Below are 16,187 nucleotides of genomic sequence, written 5' to 3' on the forward strand. Positions count from 1 at the left end.
CTCAGTACGACCCGGACAGCGCGCCGAGCGCCTCGGCCGCCTCGCGCGCGGCCGCGAGGTGGTCGCGGGCGCGTCGCGGGTCCTCGCAGTTCTCCGCACGTTCGGCCTGCTTGCGGAGCGTCCGGACCAGCGACGCGCGCGCCGCGCCGAACTCGTCGCCCGACTCGGCGGCGACCGGAGCGTCCGCCGGTTCGGACGCCGACGGACTCGGTGACGGCCGGTCCCGCGAGCGGTTCGGTTCGGACGCCGCCGACTGTGACTGGTTCGGCTGTCGGTCCACCGACTGAGACTGGCTCGGCTGTCGCCGCGTCGCCTGTGACTGGCTCTCCTCGGGATCCGCGCTCGGGGCCGACCCCTCCGCGGTCGACTGCCCGGCGCTCGACTCGTCGGCCCCGGTCCGGACGGCGGGCCCGTCCGGCTGTTTGATCTCGATGTGGCCGGGCGTGTCGCCGTTCTCGGCCTCCGCGGGCCGATCGGCGCTCGCGTCGCCCGCGTCGGCGGCCCCCTGGCCGGCGCCTCCGGGCTCTCCCGGGCCAGCCGCACCGCCGTCGTCGGGCGTCTGGACGGGTTCGTCGACCTGTCCGTCGCCCTCGGCGGCCTCCTCGACGGCCTCGTCGTTGGTGACCACGCGCTGGCAGGTAGGGCAGAACTCGTCGCCGTCGTAGCGGAAGATCGGGTCCCCGCAGTCGTTGCAGTGGGCGTTGGTCATCGTCGCGCCCTTCAGCAGGAGGTCGCTCATCCGCTCGCTGGCCTCCCGTTTCTGCTTGTCCTGTTCGTACTTCTCGCGGAGCCGCTCCCGTTCGGCCTCCTTGTCGAAGTCGCTCATACCCGTAGGATACCGGCGACTCCCAAAAAGGCCGTCGCCACGGGTCCGCCGACAGCGACACCGCCGCCGGATTGAGTTGTCGACGGCTGTCGAACACAGAATGGACGAACGACGGGCCCAGCGGACGGGTTTCGATACTTTTACCCCCGGAACGTGGGAACAGATCACGTGATATGACGAAAGTCAGCATCGTCGGTGCGGCGGGCACCGTCGGGGCGGCGGCGGGGTACAATCTCGCGCTCCGGGACATCGTCGACGAACTCGTCTTCGTGGACATCCCGGACAAGGAAGACGAGACGGTGGGCCAGGCGGCGGACACAAACCACGGCGTGGCCTACGACTCGAACACGACCGTCCGGCAGGGCACCTACGCGGACACCGCCGGCTCGGACGTGGTCGTCATCACCGCCGGTATCCCCCGCCAGCCCGGCCAGACGCGCATCGACCTGGCGGGCGACAACGCGCCGATCATGGAGGACATCGGCTCCTCGCTGGCCGAGCACAACGACGACTTCGTGACGGTGACGACCTCGAACCCGGTCGACCTCCTTAATCGCCACCTCTACGAGACGGGCGAGCGGGCCCGCGAGAAGGTGGTCGGCTTCGGCGGCCGGCTCGACTCCGCGCGCTTTCGCTACGTCCTCTCCGAGCGGTTCGACACGCAGGTCGGCAACGTCGAGGCGACGATCCTGGGCGAACACGGCGACGCCCAGGTCCCCGTGTTCTCGAAGGTCCGCGTCGACGGCCGCGACCCCGAGTTCTCCGCCGACGAGCGCGAGGAGATCCTCGAGGACCTCCAGGAGTCGGCGATGGACGTCATCGAGCGGAAGGGCGCGACCCAGTGGGGCCCCGCGACCGGCGTCGCTCACACGGTCGAGGCCATCCTCCGGGACACCGGCGAGGTGCTGCCCTGCTCGGTCGCGCTCGACGGCGAGTTCGGCTACGACGACACCGCCTTCGGCGTCCCGGTCAAGCTCGGCTCCGACGGCGTCGAGGAGGTCGTCGAGTGGGAACTCTCGGAGTACGAGCGCGACCTGATGGACGACGCGGCCGAGAAGCTCTCCGACCAGTACGAGCGGATGACGAGCGAGGACTGACCGGCGAGCGGACCGCGACGTTCGGCGCCGGACGACCGTAGACGACCGCGGGCGAACGGTTCACCCGCCTCGACGCGGCTCCGACGGGTCGGCGCGACCCTCCCGGCGGCCCTCGTCGAGGGCTTCCTCGGACACTCGCTCGTCGAGCAGTGACGCCCACTCCTCGAGGTGCGAACGCTGGTGAGTCACGGATACCCCTCCGTTGGCGCGTGTATCGGCGGCCGAGAGTATAACGATTGTGCCTGCACTCACGATCGCCGGACGGCGGCGGCTTTCGGGTCGGAGTTCCGAAAATCGAGGGCGCAGGAGGGAGTCAGGCGTCCGCCTGGCGCCAGGTCTCGGGCACCTGGATGCTGTAGCGGCCGTCCTCCTGGAGGGCGATGATGTACTCCTCGCGGTCGTACAGCTCCATCAGGTTGAGTTCGTACTGCCCGGGCTCGACGACGCGGATGCTCTCGAACTGGTCGTTCAGCTCCTCGCGCAGTTCCGACAGATCCGGCCGGTCGGCCCGCTCGGCGTCCGGTTCCTCGGCGACGGGGCGGTCCGGTTCCTCGGCGTCGGCGGGGTCACCGGCCGCGTCACCGTCGGTCGCCACCGGAGAGTCGCCCTCGTCGATCCCCTCGGTCTCGTCAGCCTCGCCGGTCTCGTCGGCCCCGTCGTCGCGGTGTCGAGTCTCGGCGTCGGCCGGGTCGAACCCGCCGGTGTCGGGCATCTCGTCGGGCTCGACCAGCTGGCTGCGCGCGTCGGCCTGGGCGGTGTCCTCGGTCCCGGGGTCGGACTCGGCGACGATGATGTCGTCGTCCCCGCCGGCCAGCCCCTCCGCGGGGTCGGGCGCGTCCGCGGGACCGGGAGCGTCCGCGGTCGGCGCCTGCGTCTCGGTCGCCGCGGATTCCCCGGGCGGTCGGGCCTGCGTGGCGTCGCTGCCGGCCGAGCCGCCGACCAGGTCCCGAACCGTCGCGGCGGCGCTGCCGACCGTCCGGCTCACCGAGTCGCCCGGCCGGTCGGTCGGTTCCGGCGGCGAGTCGGGCGCCGGGTCCGGGTCGTCGACGGTCCCCGCGGGGCCGGCGTCGTTCCCCGTCCCCCGGGAGCTGTCGGACCCGTCGAAGCCGTCGGGCCGGAACTGGAACTTCGTGCCGCCACACTCCGGACACCCCGACAGCATCTCCTTGGAGCCGTCGGCGAACGTCCGGTCGCAGTTCGTACACTGGTGGGGCATACCTTGGCTATTTCCGCGAGACGAGCGCGCTGATGAGGGTTTCGTCCTTGTGCAGGGTCTCGATCTGGTTGGCCGGGCCGATGACGGTCAGCTTCTTGGTCTCCTCCTTGCCCATCAGCCGGCCGAGCAGGCTCGAGTCGTCGGCCTGGGACTTGGGGTAGGTCTCGATCTCGATGCCGTTGAACTCGTCGGGGCTGATCTCGGTCATCGTGACCTCGATGAGCCGCGACTCCTCGTCGGGCGTGAGGCCGGCCTCGAGGATGACGATGTTGTTGTCCCGGACGCCGTCCAGGATCATCCGGATCTTCTCCATCGTCGTCTTGCCGTCCATCCGCTCGGCGCTGATCAGGTCGATCTGCACTCCGTCTTCGTCTTCGGGGTGTTTGGCTTCGGCCATGGTTGTCACCCGAAGTACTCCGCGATCTGGTCGTACACTTCGTCCATGTTGTCACCTTCGAGGGCCGACAGCTCCGTCGTCTCGTGTTGCGGGAACGCGTTGCGGATCCGCTGGACCGACGACTCCTCCAGGTCGATCTTGTTCGCGAGGATCAGCACGGGGAGGTCCTGGCTCTCGATGATCCCGATGAGCATCGTGTTGACCTGGGTGAACGGGTCCTCCGTCGAGTCGAGCACGTAGATGACCCCGTCGACGTCCTCCCGGAGCCAGTGCATCGCCTCCGCGACGCCCTCCGTCGCCTCCCGCGAGCGGCGGACGGCGTCGTCTTTCTCCATGTCGTGTTCGAGAAACTCCGTGTAGTCGACCTTCGTCGTCACGCCCGGCGTGTCGACGATGTCGATGTTGACCGTCTTGCCGTCGCGCTCGATCTCGACGTCCTCCTTCCTGCGAGCCCGGCGCGTCTCGTGGGGAACGTGACTCTCCGGGCCGACCGCGTCGCCGGTCCAGTCCCGGGCGATGCGGTTGGCCAGCGTCGTCTTCCCCGCGTTCGGCGGGCCGTAGATGCCGATACGTTTCGGGTCCTCCTCCGAGAACAGCGTCGACGCCGCCCTCGAAATGCTGTCTTTGAGCTCTGTGAACAGTCCCATCCTATCCTCCTGCGCCGCGGCGGCGCATCTGAGCGAATAAGCCGCTCCGACTCACTTAAGCCTACGTCAGACATATATAAATATCTCGATATTACTACGGGAATTCGGCCGACTCACGCTCCCTGCTGTGGAGTTCCGGCCCCAGTCGTGACTGCCTCCCGAAACCGGACAGTTCCGGAACAGGAATCGGACCGGAGATCGGCCGCGGGATGGGGTCCGAGCCCTCGAACCGGATGCGACTCGAGGAGTCGACCCAGAAGGGATCGGAGACAGCGAACGAGACGGCTCCAGACGAGAAGCGATTCCCGTCAACCTGCGGTTCCGTCGAGAGTCCCCAACCCCCACCCCTTCGTTTCAAGTGGAACGGAGCGGGACCGTGGGGGTAGCTTCGGGAGTCGTGGAACCCGTCGTTACTCCGAGGGCAGAATGAGATGCTCGACAGACATTATAACTGGGAATAGGATTACCTGAAGTGATTCTACCATAACTAGGAAACATAGATACTCTACAACTAGACACAAGCTCCGACGAAATATTCTTTTCTCCCTGGTGCGGATTTGGTTTTACGGTCTAGATAGTAAATCTTTCTCTCTAGTAGGAGCGAAGGATTCCGCTCGAACCCCCCACCCTCCTTCTGGTCGTTCCACCCGAAACGAAGGGGTGGGGGTGGTGTGGCCGTTCCTGTTCCACTCTTATCACGAATCCACTCTTCATCGACGTTCGGGTATCCGGCTCTCCGGAAGTCGACCGCCGCATCCTGGGACTGATTCGTCAGCGACAGCGGTTCGTTCACTCGATATTCGAACTGTAGCCCTCTTCACCCGAAACTCCCACGCGGCAGTCACCGAAATATTTAATATCGTATCAACCACGGGTTCTTGTGGTTCAACTGGACTCGCTACGTTTACCGGAATCGGCGGAACGCGGCGATTTCATCGGCGTACGTCACGCTCCGCGGGTGCGCGACGTGACTTCCAGGCGAAACGGAGGGGTTCGAATTCGCGGGACTCGAACGATCACGATGAACGGGGACGACACAGACCAGGACACGACGCTCGATTCACAGCGGTTCGTGGATGGAGCAGGTGGCGACGGCGAACAGACACCCCCGTCGGCGGACGAGGGGGACGCGACCGACCGCGACGGCGAGGAGCGGCCGAACGACGACGAGCCGACGGCCGGGAACTCGACGGACCCGGAGGGCGAGGATCCCACGGACGGCGCCCGTGGCGGTCTCGGCTCCGCGGGCGTGGACTTCGACTCGGGAGGGGACGACGTCGACTCGTCGGTGCTCGACGACGTGATGCTCGACGACGTGGGTTCGGAGGACACCGAGGAGGCCTCGCAGGGACTGTTCGACGACCTGCTGGCCGGCGACCCGATCTTCGAGAACAAGGAGGTCCTTCGACCGTCCTACACGCCGCGCAAGCTCCCCCACCGCGAGGAGCAGATCAACAACATGGCGACGATCCTCGTGACCGCGTTGCGCGGGGACTCGCCGTCGAACATCCTCATCTACGGGAAGACCGGGACGGGCAAGACCGCCAGCGCGAAGTTCGTCAGCACGGAACTCGAGTCCACCTCCCAGAAGTACGAGGTCCCCTGCGAGGTCGAGTACATCAACTGTGAGGTCACCGACACGCAGTACCGCGTGCTCGCCCAGCTGGCCAACAAGTTCATCGAGAAGAACGAGGCGGTCATCGACGAGGAGCTCGAGGAACTCGAGGACCTGCGCGAGCGCGCACGGGACGATCCGGCGGCCCTGGCCGACACCGAGTACGACTCGGTCGACGCCGTCGAGGACCGCATCGAGCAGCTGGAGGACGACCGCGACTCCTTCGAGCAGGTCCCGATGACCGGGTGGCCGACCGACCGGGTGTACAGCACCTTCTTCGACGCCGTCGACTACCACGAGCGGGTGGTCGTCATCATGCTCGACGAGATCGACAAGCTCGTCGAGAAGAGCGGCGACGACACCCTCTACAACCTCTCGCGGATGAACTCCGAGCTGGAGCGCTCGCGGGTGTCGATCATGGGCATCTCCAACGACCTGAAGTTCACCGACTTCCTCGACCCCCGGGTCAAGTCCAGCCTCGGCGAGGAGGAGATCGTCTTTCCGCCCTACGACGCCAACCAGCTGCGGGACATCCTCGAACACCGCGCCGAGGTCGCCTTCGAGGGCGACGCGCTCACCGACGACGTGATCCCCCTGTGTGCGGCGTTCGCCGCCCAGGAACACGGCGACGCTCGCCGTGCGCTCGACCTCCTCAGAACGGCGGGCGAACTCGCCGAGCGCGACCAGACCGACGACGTCAACGAGGACCACGTCCGCAAGGCCCAGGAGAAGATCGAACTCGACCGCGTCGTCGAGGTGGTCCGCACCCTGCCCACCCAGTCGAAACTGGTCCTGTTCGCGATCATCATGCTGGAGAGCAACGGCGTCCACAACATCAACACCGGCGAGGTGTACAACGTCTACCAGCGCCTGTGCGAGGAGATCGACGTGGACACCCTCACCCAGCGGCGGGTCACCGACCTCATCTCCGAACTCGACATGCTCGGGATCGTCAACGCGGTCGTCGTCAGCAAGGGCCGCTACGGCCGCACCAAGGAGATCTCCCTGTCGGTCCCGATCGACGAGACCGAGGCCGTGCTCCTGTCGGACTCGCGGCTCTCGGACATCGAGGACACCCAGCCGTTCGTCCAGACCCGCTTCGATAGCGACTCGAGCTGACCGAAAAATCCTTTTCGCCGCAGATCCCGGCCGTTACGGAGCGACCGCGGTCCGATTCCCCGTTTCGGCCGCGAACGTCGCGTCGGCGGTCAGCCCCGCATCGGTCGTCGCCGCGCGGAGCCCGGGCGCGCATCGCTCGCTGCGCAGTCGGATACAGCCGAGCTTCGGGACCCGGACCTCGGCGGTTCCGACGACCCACTCGGGCTTGACCGGACCGCTCAGCGGGTTCGCCTGCGCCTGGTCGTAGCCGCCGTTGGCGTCGCCTTTCGTGATGAACCCGGCGTGGGGGGCCGGACAGGTGGGCAGTGCCTCCTCGGTCGTCTCGCCGCACTCGCTGTAACGGCCGATCGACTGCCGGTCGGCCTCGTCGTACCAGTTCTCCCCCTCCTCGACGTAGAACATGGCCCGGTGGATGATCGGCGTGGCGCTCTCGCTGCCGTCGGGCTTGTAGACGATCACGTCGCCCGGGCGCTGGAACTTCTCGTAGCCGGTCTCCTGGCCCGACCGCAGCGTCACGACGCCGGTTCCGGCGACCGCGCCGTCGCCGGGGAACCGCTCCTCCTCCATCACGAAGACGAGGTCGCCGGTCTGCATGTGCGGCGTCATGCTCGGGCTCTCGATGGCCACCATCGGCGGCCAGACGCCGCTCACCGCGAACAGCAGGGCGCCGACCAGCAACACGGCCAGCGCGCTCGACACCACGTCGACCACGAACGTCCGCGCGCCGCTCCCGGTCTCCGATTCGGCCGCTCCGGCGTCGCCGCGACGTGCCGGTGGGCCGTCCGACGAGGGAGCGTCCACCGACGGGGCGTCCGCCGCCGGCGCCCCGCCGTTGACGGCGATCCCGGCGTCGTCTCCGGTGGGTCCCTCGCCGGCGTCGTCGTCGGCCCCCTCGCCGGAGTCGCCGGTCTCGTCAGTTCCGCCCTCGTCGACTCCGGGCTCTTCTACGTCCCCCGTGGACCGAGCGTCGTCGCTCCCGGGGCCCCGGTCCTGGCCGGACCCGCCGTCGGATCCGGCGGGCGGATCCGGTTCGGCGCCCGCTTCGGCGTCGTCGGTCCGGCCGGAGCCGGTCCCGCCGTCGACGGGTCCGTCGTCGGCCTCGGAGGGCGGCTCGTCGTCGCGGGGCGGACTCATTGGGAGGCCGTTGGGTCAGTGTCGGTTTGAATGTTCTGACCCGTCCCCGTCCCCCGGGTCCGCTACGCTTTTGCGGACCGCCGCCGATGGGCGAGTGTGCCGCTCGAGACGCCGGTTCACGTCGCCAACGAACTCGCCAGGCGGGGGTACAACGCCGAACCCGAGGCGGTCACCCTCCTCGCCTCGACGCCCGACCCCGCCGGCGCGCTCGACCGTACACTCGAAACCGTCCCCGACGACGCCGTCAAGCTCACCGCCGACCACGTCAAGGAGGTCGTCGATACCCGCTCGCGGTCCGGCGGTTCGGCGGATCGAACCGGACCGGACTCGGCCGCCGAAAGCGCCGCCGATCCCTCGGACGAAGACCCCTCTGTTTCAACTGGAACTACCGCGTCCGAACCTTCGGACGGCGCCGGGGACGCTGCAGTCGAAACGGGGGGGTCTGTCACGGGCGACAGAGGTACCGGGACGGACGAGGGCGGCGGCGCGACGGACGACGGTGCCGCTTCGGGCATGGATTCGGACGCACGACCGATGGCCGATTCGAAGGCGACCGGAACCGCCGAACCGGACCCACCCGAAACGACGGGGGCGACGGCGGAACCCGGCGCGACTGCGGAGACGGCGAAACCCGACGCGACTGCGGAAACGGTGGACCCGGCGGGGACGGGCGACGCGCCGGAGCCGGGAGACGGCGGTCGGACGCCGGCCGACCCCGACGAGCAGTCGGTCGCCATCGAAGGCGACTTCCAGAGCACGGGGACCGGCGAGTACTCCGATTTCGTCGCGGTGTTCCGCGACCGCTACGAGAAGCTCTCGAAGCAACTTCGCGGGCGGGTCAACCACCGGCCGACCGACGCCATCGAGTCGATGGCGGGCGGCAGCGAGGCGGCGCTGGTCGGCATGGTCTCGGACATCCGCTCGACTGCCAGCGGCCACTGGCTGGTCGAGCTGGAGGACACCAACGGCACCTTCCCCTGCCTGGTGATGAAAGACCGCGACATCGCCGACCTGGTGAACGAACTCCTGCTCGACGAGGTCATCGCCGTCGACGGCACGCTCGCCGACGACGGCGGTATCCTCTTCGTCGACTCGCTGTACTTCCCCGAGATCCCCCGTACCTACGAGCCCTCCACCGCGGATCGGGAGGTCGAGGCGGCGCTCATCAGCGACGTGCACGTCGGCAGCCAGGAGTTCGAAGCGGACGCCTGGCACCGCTTCACCGACTGGCTGCACACGGCCGACGCGGATCGGGTGGAGTACCTGCTCATCGCCGGCGACATGGTCGAGGGCGTCGGCGTCTACCCCGACCAGGACGAGGAACTCGACATCGTCGACATCTACGAGCAGTACGAGCGGTTCAGCGAGTACCTCAAGGAGGTCCCGGGGGACGTGGAGATAATCATGATCCCGGGCAACCACGACGCGGTCCGCCTCGCCGAGCCGCAACCGGCCTTCGACGAGGAGCTCCGGGAAATCATGAGCGCCCACGACGCCCGCATCTCGGGCAACCCCTCCACCGTGACCGTCGAGGGGGTCGACGTGCTGATGTACCACGGCGTCTCCCTGGACGAGGTGATCGCCGAGTTGCCCGACGAGAAGGCCAGCTACGAGGAACCGCACAAGCCGATGTACCAGTTGCTGAAGAAACGCCACGTCGCGCCGCAGTTCGGCGGTCAGACCCGCCTGGCCCCGGAGGAGGAGGACCACCTCGTCATGGAGTCGGTCCCCGATATCTTCCACTCGGGCCACGTCCACAAGCTGGGGTACGGCAAGTACCACAACGTCCTCACCATCAACTCCGGCTGCTGGCAGGCCCAGACGGACTTCCAGAAGAGCGTCAACATCGACCCCGACGTGGCCTTCGCCCCCATCGTCTCGCTGGACACGCTCGACCTGCGGATCCACGACTTCGAGTGATCGGGGCTTCGAGCGACCGCGCATCGTCGGGGGTGACACGGGCGAGCCTCTCGGTTTCGAGTCGAACCCCTCCGTTTCGGGTCGAACCGCACGACCGACGACCGGTCACCCGAGCAGCGGCGTCTCCTCGCCGGCGACGACCAGAACCAGCCCGACGAGTGCGAGCACCGGATACGCGGGGTGAGCGGCGGCAAACTCGACGAGCGCCGCCGCGACGCCGATGTCGGCGAGGACGGGCGCGGTGTTCGAGCCCGACCGACCGGGGACCGAGAGCCCGTGGGACGTGCCGAGGCTCGCGGCGGTGACCGAAGTCGTACAGACGAGGGTCACCAGCCCGGCGATCCGCAGGGTCTGTCCGTCGAGAGCCGTTCCGGTTCCGGCCTGGCCACCGAGTCGCGCCATCGAACGTGAGCAGGCGCCACGACCGGATAAATCTACGTCAGACATCGTCCGAACGTGCGACCGTCGGCAGGTCGCAACGCGGCTATCGACGATACCTCGCGGCGCGTCCGCGCTAGCTCCCGATCAGCGGCGTCTCCTCGCCGGCGGCGACGAGGACGAGCCCGACCAGGACCGCGGCGGGGTAGGCGGGATGGGCGGCGCCGAACTCGACGAGGGCGGCGACCGCGCCCGCGTCGGCGGCGAAGGCGGTGGTTCCGCCGCCCGTCTCGCCGCCGCCGGGCCCGCTTCCCGTGGAGACGCTGACCGCGGCGACTCCGATCGACAGGACGATCATGAGCGATCCGACGACCCGCAGCACGTGCGCGCTGACCGCCGTCACCAGCCGCGATCCGATCCCGGAGGAACTCATTGCCGGATACGTACGGCTTCCAGGGACTTAACTGCGTGTTAGATACGATGGCCGGGGTCGCGGTCCGGGTCGGCGCGGTCCGGAGGGACAACCCCACCGGCGGGGAGCGAACCGGTTCGGTCGGCGCGAAATCCTGCCGGGACCGGCGACAGCGGGCGGCTCTCGCCGGGCCGAGGGGACTTATGTGGCCGGCGACCGTCAGTCGAACTCATGTCCGACGACTGGGACCCGGCGACGAAGGCACTGCACGTTGGCCAGGAGGAACCGGACGCGGCGACCGGCGCGCGCGCGCCGCCGATCTACCAGACCACGAGCTACGTCTTCGAGGACGCCGACGACGCAGCCCAGCAGTTCGCCCTGGAGAAGTCGGGGCACATCTACTCGCGGCTGATGAACCCGACGAACGCGATGCTCGAAGAGCGCATCGCGTCCCTGGAGAACGGCGCCGCCGCGGTCGCCACCTCCTCCGGGATGGCCGCCCTGAACCTCGCCACCTTCATGCTCGCGGACGTGGGCGACAATATCGTCACCGCGTCGTCGCTGTACGGCGGCACCTACACCTACTACACCCACACGGCGCCGCGGATGGGCGTCGAGGCCCGCTTCGTCGACACGCTCGACTACGAGGCCTACGAGGAGGCCATCGACGACGACACCGCCTACGTCCACTTCGAGACCATCGGCAACCCCGCGCTGGTGACGCCCGACATCGAGCGCATCGCGGACATCGCCCACGACCACGGCGTCCCGCTGTTCGTCGACAACACGTTCGCGACGCCGCATCTCTGCCAGCCGATCGACCACGGCGCCGACCTCGTCTGGAACTCCACCACGAAGTGGATCCACGGCCACGGCACGACCGTCGGCGGCGTCCTCGTCGACGGCGGCTCCTTCCCCTGGGACGAGCACGCCGAGAAGTTCCCGGAGATCGCCGAGCCCAACCCCGCCTACCACGGCGTCAACTTCCGCGAGCGGTTCGGCGACGCCGCGTTCACCTACGCCGCGGTCGCCCGCGGCCTGCGCGACCTCGGGAGCCAGCAGTCGCCGTTCGACTCCTGGACCACGATGCAGGGCCTGGAGTCGCTGCCGATGCGGATGGACCGGCACTGCGAGAACGCGATGGCCGTCGCCGAGCACCTCGCCGACCACCCCGAGGTCTCCTGGGTCACATACCCCGGCCTCGACGACCACGAGACTCACGACGAGGCCAGCGAGTACCTGGAGGGCGGCTACGGCGGCATGATCACCTTCGGCCTGGCGGAGGGCTACGACGCCGCCCGGACCACCGTCGAATCGACGGAGATCGCCTCGCTGCTCGCGAACGTCGGGGACGCGAAGACGCTGATCATCCACCCCGCCTCGACCACCCACCAGCAACTGAGCGACGAGGAGAAGGCCGCGGCCGGCGTCACCGACGACATGGTCCGGCTCTCGGTGGGCCTGGAATCGGTCGACGACATCGTCGCGGACCTCGACCAGGCCATCGACGCGGCGACGAACTGAGAGCGACGGTCGCGGTTTCGTTTCCGACCGTTCAGTCCAGCACGTCCTCGCCCTGGAGCACCTCGTGGAGTTCTTCCATCGTCTCGACGATGGTGTCGCAGGCGGGCGCGACGGCCGGTTTCGGGTCGAAGCCGACGGCCAGCCCCGCCACCTGTAGCATCGGGAGGTCGTTGGCGCCGTCGCCGACGGCGATGGTGTCGCCCCGGTCGGCCCCGACCACCGCGGTCAGCACCTCCAGCGCGTCGTCTTTCGTCCCCTCGATGAGCGGCCCCTCGACGGTGCCCGTCAGCTTCCCGTCGGCGACCGGGAGCCGGTTGGCGACGATGGCGTCGACCTCGACGCCCTCTTTCTCCAGCGCGCGGGCGACTCCGCGCTCGAACCCGCCGGTGAGGATGGCGACGTAGACGCCGGCCTCCCGCAGCGCCGCGATCACGTCGGCCGCGCCCGGGCGCAGTTCCACCTGGTCGAAGGCGGCCCCCGCCTCCTCGTCGGGGAGGTCCTCCAGCAGCGCACAGCGCTGGCGGAGGCTCTCGGCGTACTCGATCTCGTCGTTCATCGCCCGCTCGGTAATCGAAGCCATGTCGTCGGCCGTCCCGTTTCGCTCGCCCAGCAGGACGGTCATCTCCGAGTCCGAGAGCGTCCCGTCGAAGTCGAACGCGACTACGGTCATTGCGCGTCCGTTCGCCGGGGGTGCCTTTCAAACCATCTTTTCCCACCCGCTCGTCCGCGGTGAACCGTCGACTCGCGGGAAACCCGGGCCGGGCGGAACTCGGAGCGGGTCAGGCGGCTCAGAAATCCCCGAGCCGGGACTGGCCGCTGGACTCGTCGGTGAACTCGGCGGCCCGTTCGAGCGTCGACGCGAACGTCTCGCGCTGGGAGGGGTCGTACAGCGTCGCCGCGGGGTGGACGCAGACCAGCACCCGCCGACGGGCGCCGGCGATACCCGCCTCCACGACCTCGCCGGCCTCGCTCGTGACAGCCACGTCACGCTCCAGCAGGTGCTCGGCGGGGACCTTCCCGAGCGTGACGACCACCTCGGGGTCGACGCGGTCGATCTCCGTCTCAAGGTAGCCCCGGCAGTTCGAGAGCTCCTCGTCGGTCGGATCGCGGTTGTCGGGCGGGCGACAGCGGACGCAGTTTGTGATGCGCACGTCGCCCCGATCCAGCCCGGCGTCGCGGAGGCCGTCGTCCAGCACGTCGCCCGAGCGGCCGACGAACGGCTCGCCCTGCTCGTCCTCGTACTGGCCGGGCGCCTCGCCGACGAACAGCAGGTCCGCGTCCGCCGGGCCGACGCCGTTGACGATGCGACCGCGGTGGTCGACCAGCTCGGGACAGCGCTCGCAGGCCACCACCGCCAGCCCGTCCATCTCGCCGTCGCTCATACCCGGGAGTCGCCGCCCGCGACCATAATCGGGTCGGTCTCCGCGGCCGGCGACTCAGCGGTCGCCGTCCGCGTCGCCTTCCCGGTCGCCGTCCGTGACCCCGCCGACGAACCGCCGGTCGGCCGCCCGGGCGGCCAGGCGGGCGACTCGCAGCGGCTCCGGCCGGCCGCCCTCGGGCGTGAACGCGCGGACGGCGTCGGCGGCCTCGTCGGGGCCGAGGCCGGCCGCGCGGACGTAGACGGTCGCGTCGTCGAGTTCGACCGGGCGGCGCTCGGGCTGGCGGCGGTAGACGGCCAGCCGGTCGTCGAGCGCCTCGCCGTCGAACGCCGCCCGGAGCGGCGCTTCGAGCCCGTCGCTGTCCTCGAAGGCGACCGAGACGACCGGGCGGTCGACGCGCTCGCGGATCTCCGGGAGGTCGAAGAAATTGAACCACGCGGGCGCGATGCCCGCCAGCAGGACGTATCGCGCGTCCTCGCGGTCGAGTCGGTCGACCAGCGAGACGACCGTCTCGGTGGCGTCCGTGCCGCCGACCGCGCAGGTGTCGAAGGCGAACCCGTCCACGACGCGGCTCGCGCGGACGACGGCGGCCGCCAGCGTGCTATTCTCCGCGCGGTAGGATTCGGCCACCCCGATGGCGCGAACCCCGCGTTTCACGTGTTCTCTTTGATGTCCTGTAGCCTGTCGAGGAGTTCGTCGTTCGACGCGTCGAACTCGTACTCCACGTCGCCGTCGTGTGTGTTCTCCGCTGTGTTGACGCCGTCGTCGTCGTCGAGGTCGGCGTCGAGTTCCTGATTCTCCTGTTCAGATTCGTCGTAGCTCCCGAACCCCATACGAGTGATCGTTACACACTGATCGTGAAAAATCATACGCCCAGTGGGGAGTAACCGGCAATTAACTGATCGAACATCGAGTAACGCGGATCAAACGGGACGAAGCCGAACCGTTTCCGGCTGACGCGGATGTTAGTCAAGATCTGGGTCCGATAACTGAACGGCCGTGTGGATAGTTATCGCAGCACTGAGAGGGGCGGTGGCGACGAGGATCGCCCCTGTTCGCGGCTTTCGGCGGCGGAACCGCCCGTTCACCCGATCGACTCCGGCGAGCTCGACCGTATTATAGAACGTATTACAGGTGTGCGGGGCGCGGTGGGGCGTGACGCCGACGCGGGCGAGCCCGAACCGGCGGTCGAACGGGGGTCGATGCGGCGGGCGCGTCGGGCGCGTCGGCGGACGGCGGAAGGACTCTCCGGGAGCGCTACCGGGAACGCGACAGGCGGCTGATGGGACGCCCCGAGGTTGATTACGGAGGCCTCGAAACGGGGCGCTATGACCGACGTGGAAATCACGGACGTACAGACGACACAGGTCGACGCGGACTGGACGTGGACGTTCGTCCGCATCTACACGGACGCGGGCGTCACCGGCACCGGCGAGTGCTACTGGGGGCCGGGCGTGGCCGACATCGTCGAGGACTCCCTGGAGTGGCTGGAGGGCGAGGACCCCCGCGACGTCGAGCCGCTGGTCCACAGGCTCTACGAGATCCACTCCGCGACGGGGTCGCTGGCGGGCGCGACCGTCAGCGCCATCTCCGGGATCGACATCGCGCTGCACGACCTGGCGGGCAAGCTGGAGGAACAGCCGGCCTACCGACTGCTTGGCGGAGCTTACCGCGACGAGGCGCGGGTCTACGTGGACTGTCACGCCGGCGCGCACCTCGGCGGCGCCCACGAGAACGCCAAACCCGACGAGTTCGACCGCGACATCTACGCGCCCGAGAGCTACGCCGAGGCCGCCGAGCTGGTCGTCGAGGAGGGCCACGACGCCATCAAGTTCGACCTCGACGCGAGCAAGCGCTACGAGAAAGACCGGCACAACCGCCACCTCAACGCCGAGGCCATCGACTACAAGGCGAGCGTCGTCGAGGCGGTGACCGAGCGGGTCGGCCACGACGCCGACGTGGCCTTCGACTGCCACTGGAACTACGCGGGCGACAGCGCCCGCCGGCTGGCCGCCGCGGTCGAGGACTACGACGTGTGGTGGCTCGAAGACGTGGTGCCCCCCGAGAACCTGAAGGTCCAGCGGGAGGTCACGCAGGGCACCGACACCACCATCTGCGCCGGCGAGAACGTCTACCGCACCCACGGCGTCCGCGACATGGTCGAGCGGCAGGGCATCGACGTGCTCCAGCCCGACATGCCGAAGTTCGGCGGGATGCGCGAGACGGTCAAGGCCGCCAACCTCGCCGACGACTACTACATCCCGCTGGCGCTGCACAACGTCTCCTCGCCGCTCGGGACGATGGCGGGCGCCCACGTCGGCGTCTCGGTCTCGAACTTCCTCGCCCTGGAGTGGCACGGCCGCGACGACCCCGACTGGGAGACGTTCGTCGAGGAGGACGACGTGATCGTCGACGGTGCTATCCCGGTCGACGACGGGCCCGGCCTGGGTGTCACGCTCGACCTCGACGCGGTCGAGGAGCACATGAAAGAGGGTGAGACGCTGTTGGACCCGGCGCCCTGAG

Annotated in this window: 16 protein-coding genes and 1 pseudogene; 5 read left to right on the forward strand and 12 right to left on the reverse strand. The window is 68.6% G+C overall.

Going from position 1 to position 16,187, the window contains the following annotated elements; genetic code table 11:
• Position 1: 1 nt before the first annotated feature.
• Entirely contained in the window at positions 2 to 826 is an 825-nt protein-coding gene (locus ACMGFI_RS06875) for an Sjogren's syndrome/scleroderma autoantigen 1 family protein (protein WP_436908389.1), read from the reverse strand.
• A gap of 173 nt (positions 827 to 999) precedes the next feature.
• On the opposite strand from ACMGFI_RS06875, the gene mdh reads away from it, so the two are divergent.
• On the forward strand, positions 1,000 to 1,923 hold the full coding sequence (gene mdh / locus ACMGFI_RS06880) for a malate dehydrogenase (protein WP_436908390.1): 924 nt from the start codon (positions 1,000 to 1,002) through the stop codon (positions 1,921 to 1,923).
• 60 nt (positions 1,924 to 1,983) lie between these two features.
• Here mdh and ACMGFI_RS06885 read toward each other — a convergent pair whose 3' ends face one another.
• From ACMGFI_RS06885 to ACMGFI_RS06900, 4 genes are all read right to left on the reverse strand, one after another.
• Positions 1,984 to 2,112 (reverse strand): hypothetical protein, encoded by a 129-nt coding sequence (locus ACMGFI_RS06885; RefSeq protein WP_436908391.1) that lies wholly within the window; start codon positions 2,110 to 2,112, stop codon positions 1,984 to 1,986.
• Positions 2,113 to 2,236: 124 nt separating this feature from the next.
• The gene (locus ACMGFI_RS06890) at positions 2,237 to 3,139 is read right to left on the reverse strand and encodes an OapC/ArvC family zinc-ribbon domain-containing protein (RefSeq protein ID WP_436908392.1); all 903 of its coding nucleotides are present in this window, start codon (positions 3,137 to 3,139) and stop codon (positions 2,237 to 2,239) included.
• A 7-nt stretch (positions 3,140 to 3,146) separates the two neighbouring features.
• Positions 3,147 to 3,536 carry a DUF2073 domain-containing protein gene (locus ACMGFI_RS06895; RefSeq protein ID WP_123535269.1) on the reverse strand — a complete coding sequence of 130 codons (390 nt, stop codon included), beginning with the start codon at positions 3,534 to 3,536 and terminating at the stop codon, positions 3,147 to 3,149.
• A gap of 5 nt (positions 3,537 to 3,541) precedes the next feature.
• A complete protein-coding gene (locus ACMGFI_RS06900; protein ID WP_006882467.1) occupies positions 3,542 to 4,183 on the reverse strand; it encodes an Era-like GTP-binding protein in 642 nt (213 codons plus the stop codon).
• A gap of 1,021 nt (positions 4,184 to 5,204) precedes the next feature.
• Here ACMGFI_RS06900 and ACMGFI_RS06905 point away from each other — a divergent pair.
• Positions 5,205 to 6,917, forward strand: a complete 1,713-nt coding sequence (locus ACMGFI_RS06905; RefSeq protein ID WP_436908395.1) for a Cdc6/Cdc18 family protein — start codon at positions 5,205 to 5,207, stop codon at positions 6,915 to 6,917.
• Positions 6,918 to 6,950: 33 nt separating this feature from the next.
• On the opposite strand, the gene ACMGFI_RS06910 is transcribed toward ACMGFI_RS06905, so the two are convergent.
• Positions 6,951 to 8,051: a S26 family signal peptidase gene (locus ACMGFI_RS06910; RefSeq protein ID WP_436908397.1), complete on the reverse strand. Its 1,101-nt coding sequence runs from the start codon at positions 8,049 to 8,051 to the stop codon at positions 6,951 to 6,953.
• A gap of 96 nt (positions 8,052 to 8,147) precedes the next feature.
• Here ACMGFI_RS06910 and ACMGFI_RS06915 point away from each other — a divergent pair, with 96 nt between their 5' ends.
• Entirely contained in the window at positions 8,148 to 9,971 is a 1,824-nt protein-coding gene (locus ACMGFI_RS06915; RefSeq protein WP_436908398.1) for a DNA-directed DNA polymerase II small subunit, read from the forward strand.
• A 105-nt stretch (positions 9,972 to 10,076) separates the two neighbouring features.
• Here the strand turns inward: ACMGFI_RS06915 and ACMGFI_RS06920 are convergent, their stop codons facing one another.
• Both ACMGFI_RS06920 and ACMGFI_RS06925 read right to left on the reverse strand, forming a co-directional pair.
• Positions 10,077 to 10,373: a hypothetical protein gene (locus ACMGFI_RS06920; protein WP_436908400.1), complete on the reverse strand. Its 297-nt coding sequence runs from the start codon at positions 10,371 to 10,373 to the stop codon at positions 10,077 to 10,079.
• Positions 10,374 to 10,485: 112 nt separating this feature from the next.
• Positions 10,486 to 10,782 (reverse strand): hypothetical protein, encoded by a 297-nt coding sequence (locus tag ACMGFI_RS06925; protein ID WP_436908403.1) that lies wholly within the window; start codon positions 10,780 to 10,782, stop codon positions 10,486 to 10,488.
• Between the two features lie 210 nt (positions 10,783 to 10,992).
• Between ACMGFI_RS06925 and ACMGFI_RS06930 the strand changes: the two genes are divergently transcribed.
• Positions 10,993 to 12,285, forward strand: coding sequence for an O-acetylhomoserine aminocarboxypropyltransferase/cysteine synthase family protein (locus tag ACMGFI_RS06930; protein WP_436908405.1), 1,293 nt, complete (start codon positions 10,993 to 10,995; stop codon positions 12,283 to 12,285).
• 31 nt (positions 12,286 to 12,316) lie between these two features.
• Here the strand turns inward: ACMGFI_RS06930 and serB are convergent, their stop codons facing one another.
• The 4 genes from serB to ACMGFI_RS06950 form a co-directional block, all read right to left on the reverse strand.
• Entirely contained in the window at positions 12,317 to 12,955 is a 639-nt protein-coding gene (gene serB / locus ACMGFI_RS06935; protein WP_436908406.1) for a phosphoserine phosphatase SerB, read from the reverse strand.
• A gap of 118 nt (positions 12,956 to 13,073) precedes the next feature.
• Entirely contained in the window at positions 13,074 to 13,667 is a 594-nt protein-coding gene (locus tag ACMGFI_RS06940) for a uracil-DNA glycosylase (RefSeq protein WP_436908408.1), read from the reverse strand.
• A gap of 54 nt (positions 13,668 to 13,721) precedes the next feature.
• Positions 13,722 to 14,321 carry an endonuclease dU gene (locus ACMGFI_RS06945; RefSeq protein ID WP_436908410.1) on the reverse strand — a complete coding sequence of 200 codons (600 nt, stop codon included), beginning with the start codon at positions 14,319 to 14,321 and terminating at the stop codon, positions 13,722 to 13,724.
• Positions 14,318 to 14,497, reverse strand: coding sequence for a DUF5786 family protein (locus ACMGFI_RS06950; protein WP_436908411.1), 180 nt, complete (start codon positions 14,495 to 14,497; stop codon positions 14,318 to 14,320). The genes ACMGFI_RS06945 and ACMGFI_RS06950 overlap by 4 nt, the downstream gene beginning before the upstream one ends.
• A gap of 480 nt (positions 14,498 to 14,977) precedes the next feature.
• On the opposite strand from ACMGFI_RS06950, the pseudogene ACMGFI_RS06955 reads away from it, so the two are divergent.
• Positions 14,978 to 16,186 (forward strand): annotated as a pseudogene (locus tag ACMGFI_RS06955) (mandelate racemase/muconate lactonizing enzyme family protein); the annotation flags it as partial.
• Between the last annotated feature and the right edge of the window lies 1 nt (position 16,187).

This window comes from Halosimplex marinum (genome assembly GCF_051414075.1).
GTDB classification, from domain to species: Archaea; Halobacteriota; Halobacteria; order Halobacteriales; family Haloarculaceae; genus Halosimplex; species Halosimplex marinum.

Coding starts and splice junctions, on each gene's coding strand:
- ACMGFI_RS06895 (WP_123535269.1), bottom strand. CDS start 3,536: ATGGCCGAAGCCAAACACCCCGAAGACGAAGACGGAGTGCAGATCGAC.
- ACMGFI_RS06905 (WP_436908395.1), top strand. CDS start 5,205: ATGAACGGGGACGACACAGACCAGGACACGACGCTCGATTCACAGCGG.
- ACMGFI_RS06875 (WP_436908389.1), bottom strand. CDS start 826: ATGAGCGACTTCGACAAGGAGGCCGAACGGGAGCGGCTCCGCGAGAAG.
- ACMGFI_RS06890 (WP_436908392.1), bottom strand. CDS start 3,139: ATGCCCCACCAGTGTACGAACTGCGACCGGACGTTCGCCGACGGCTCC.
- ACMGFI_RS06940 (WP_436908408.1), bottom strand. CDS start 13,667: ATGAGCGACGGCGAGATGGACGGGCTGGCGGTGGTGGCCTGCGAGCGC.
- ACMGFI_RS06925 (WP_436908403.1), bottom strand. CDS start 10,782: ATGAGTTCCTCCGGGATCGGATCGCGGCTGGTGACGGCGGTCAGCGCG.
- ACMGFI_RS06930 (WP_436908405.1), top strand. CDS start 10,993: ATGTCCGACGACTGGGACCCGGCGACGAAGGCACTGCACGTTGGCCAG.
- ACMGFI_RS06950 (WP_436908411.1), bottom strand. CDS start 14,497: ATGGGGTTCGGGAGCTACGACGAATCTGAACAGGAGAATCAGGAACTC.
- ACMGFI_RS06920 (WP_436908400.1), bottom strand. CDS start 10,373: ATGGCGCGACTCGGTGGCCAGGCCGGAACCGGAACGGCTCTCGACGGA.
- mdh (WP_436908390.1), top strand. CDS start 1,000: ATGACGAAAGTCAGCATCGTCGGTGCGGCGGGCACCGTCGGGGCGGCG.
- ACMGFI_RS06910 (WP_436908397.1), bottom strand. CDS start 8,051: ATGAGTCCGCCCCGCGACGACGAGCCGCCCTCCGAGGCCGACGACGGA.
- serB (WP_436908406.1), bottom strand. CDS start 12,955: ATGACCGTAGTCGCGTTCGACTTCGACGGGACGCTCTCGGACTCGGAG.
- ACMGFI_RS06900 (WP_006882467.1), bottom strand. CDS start 4,183: ATGGGACTGTTCACAGAGCTCAAAGACAGCATTTCGAGGGCGGCGTCG.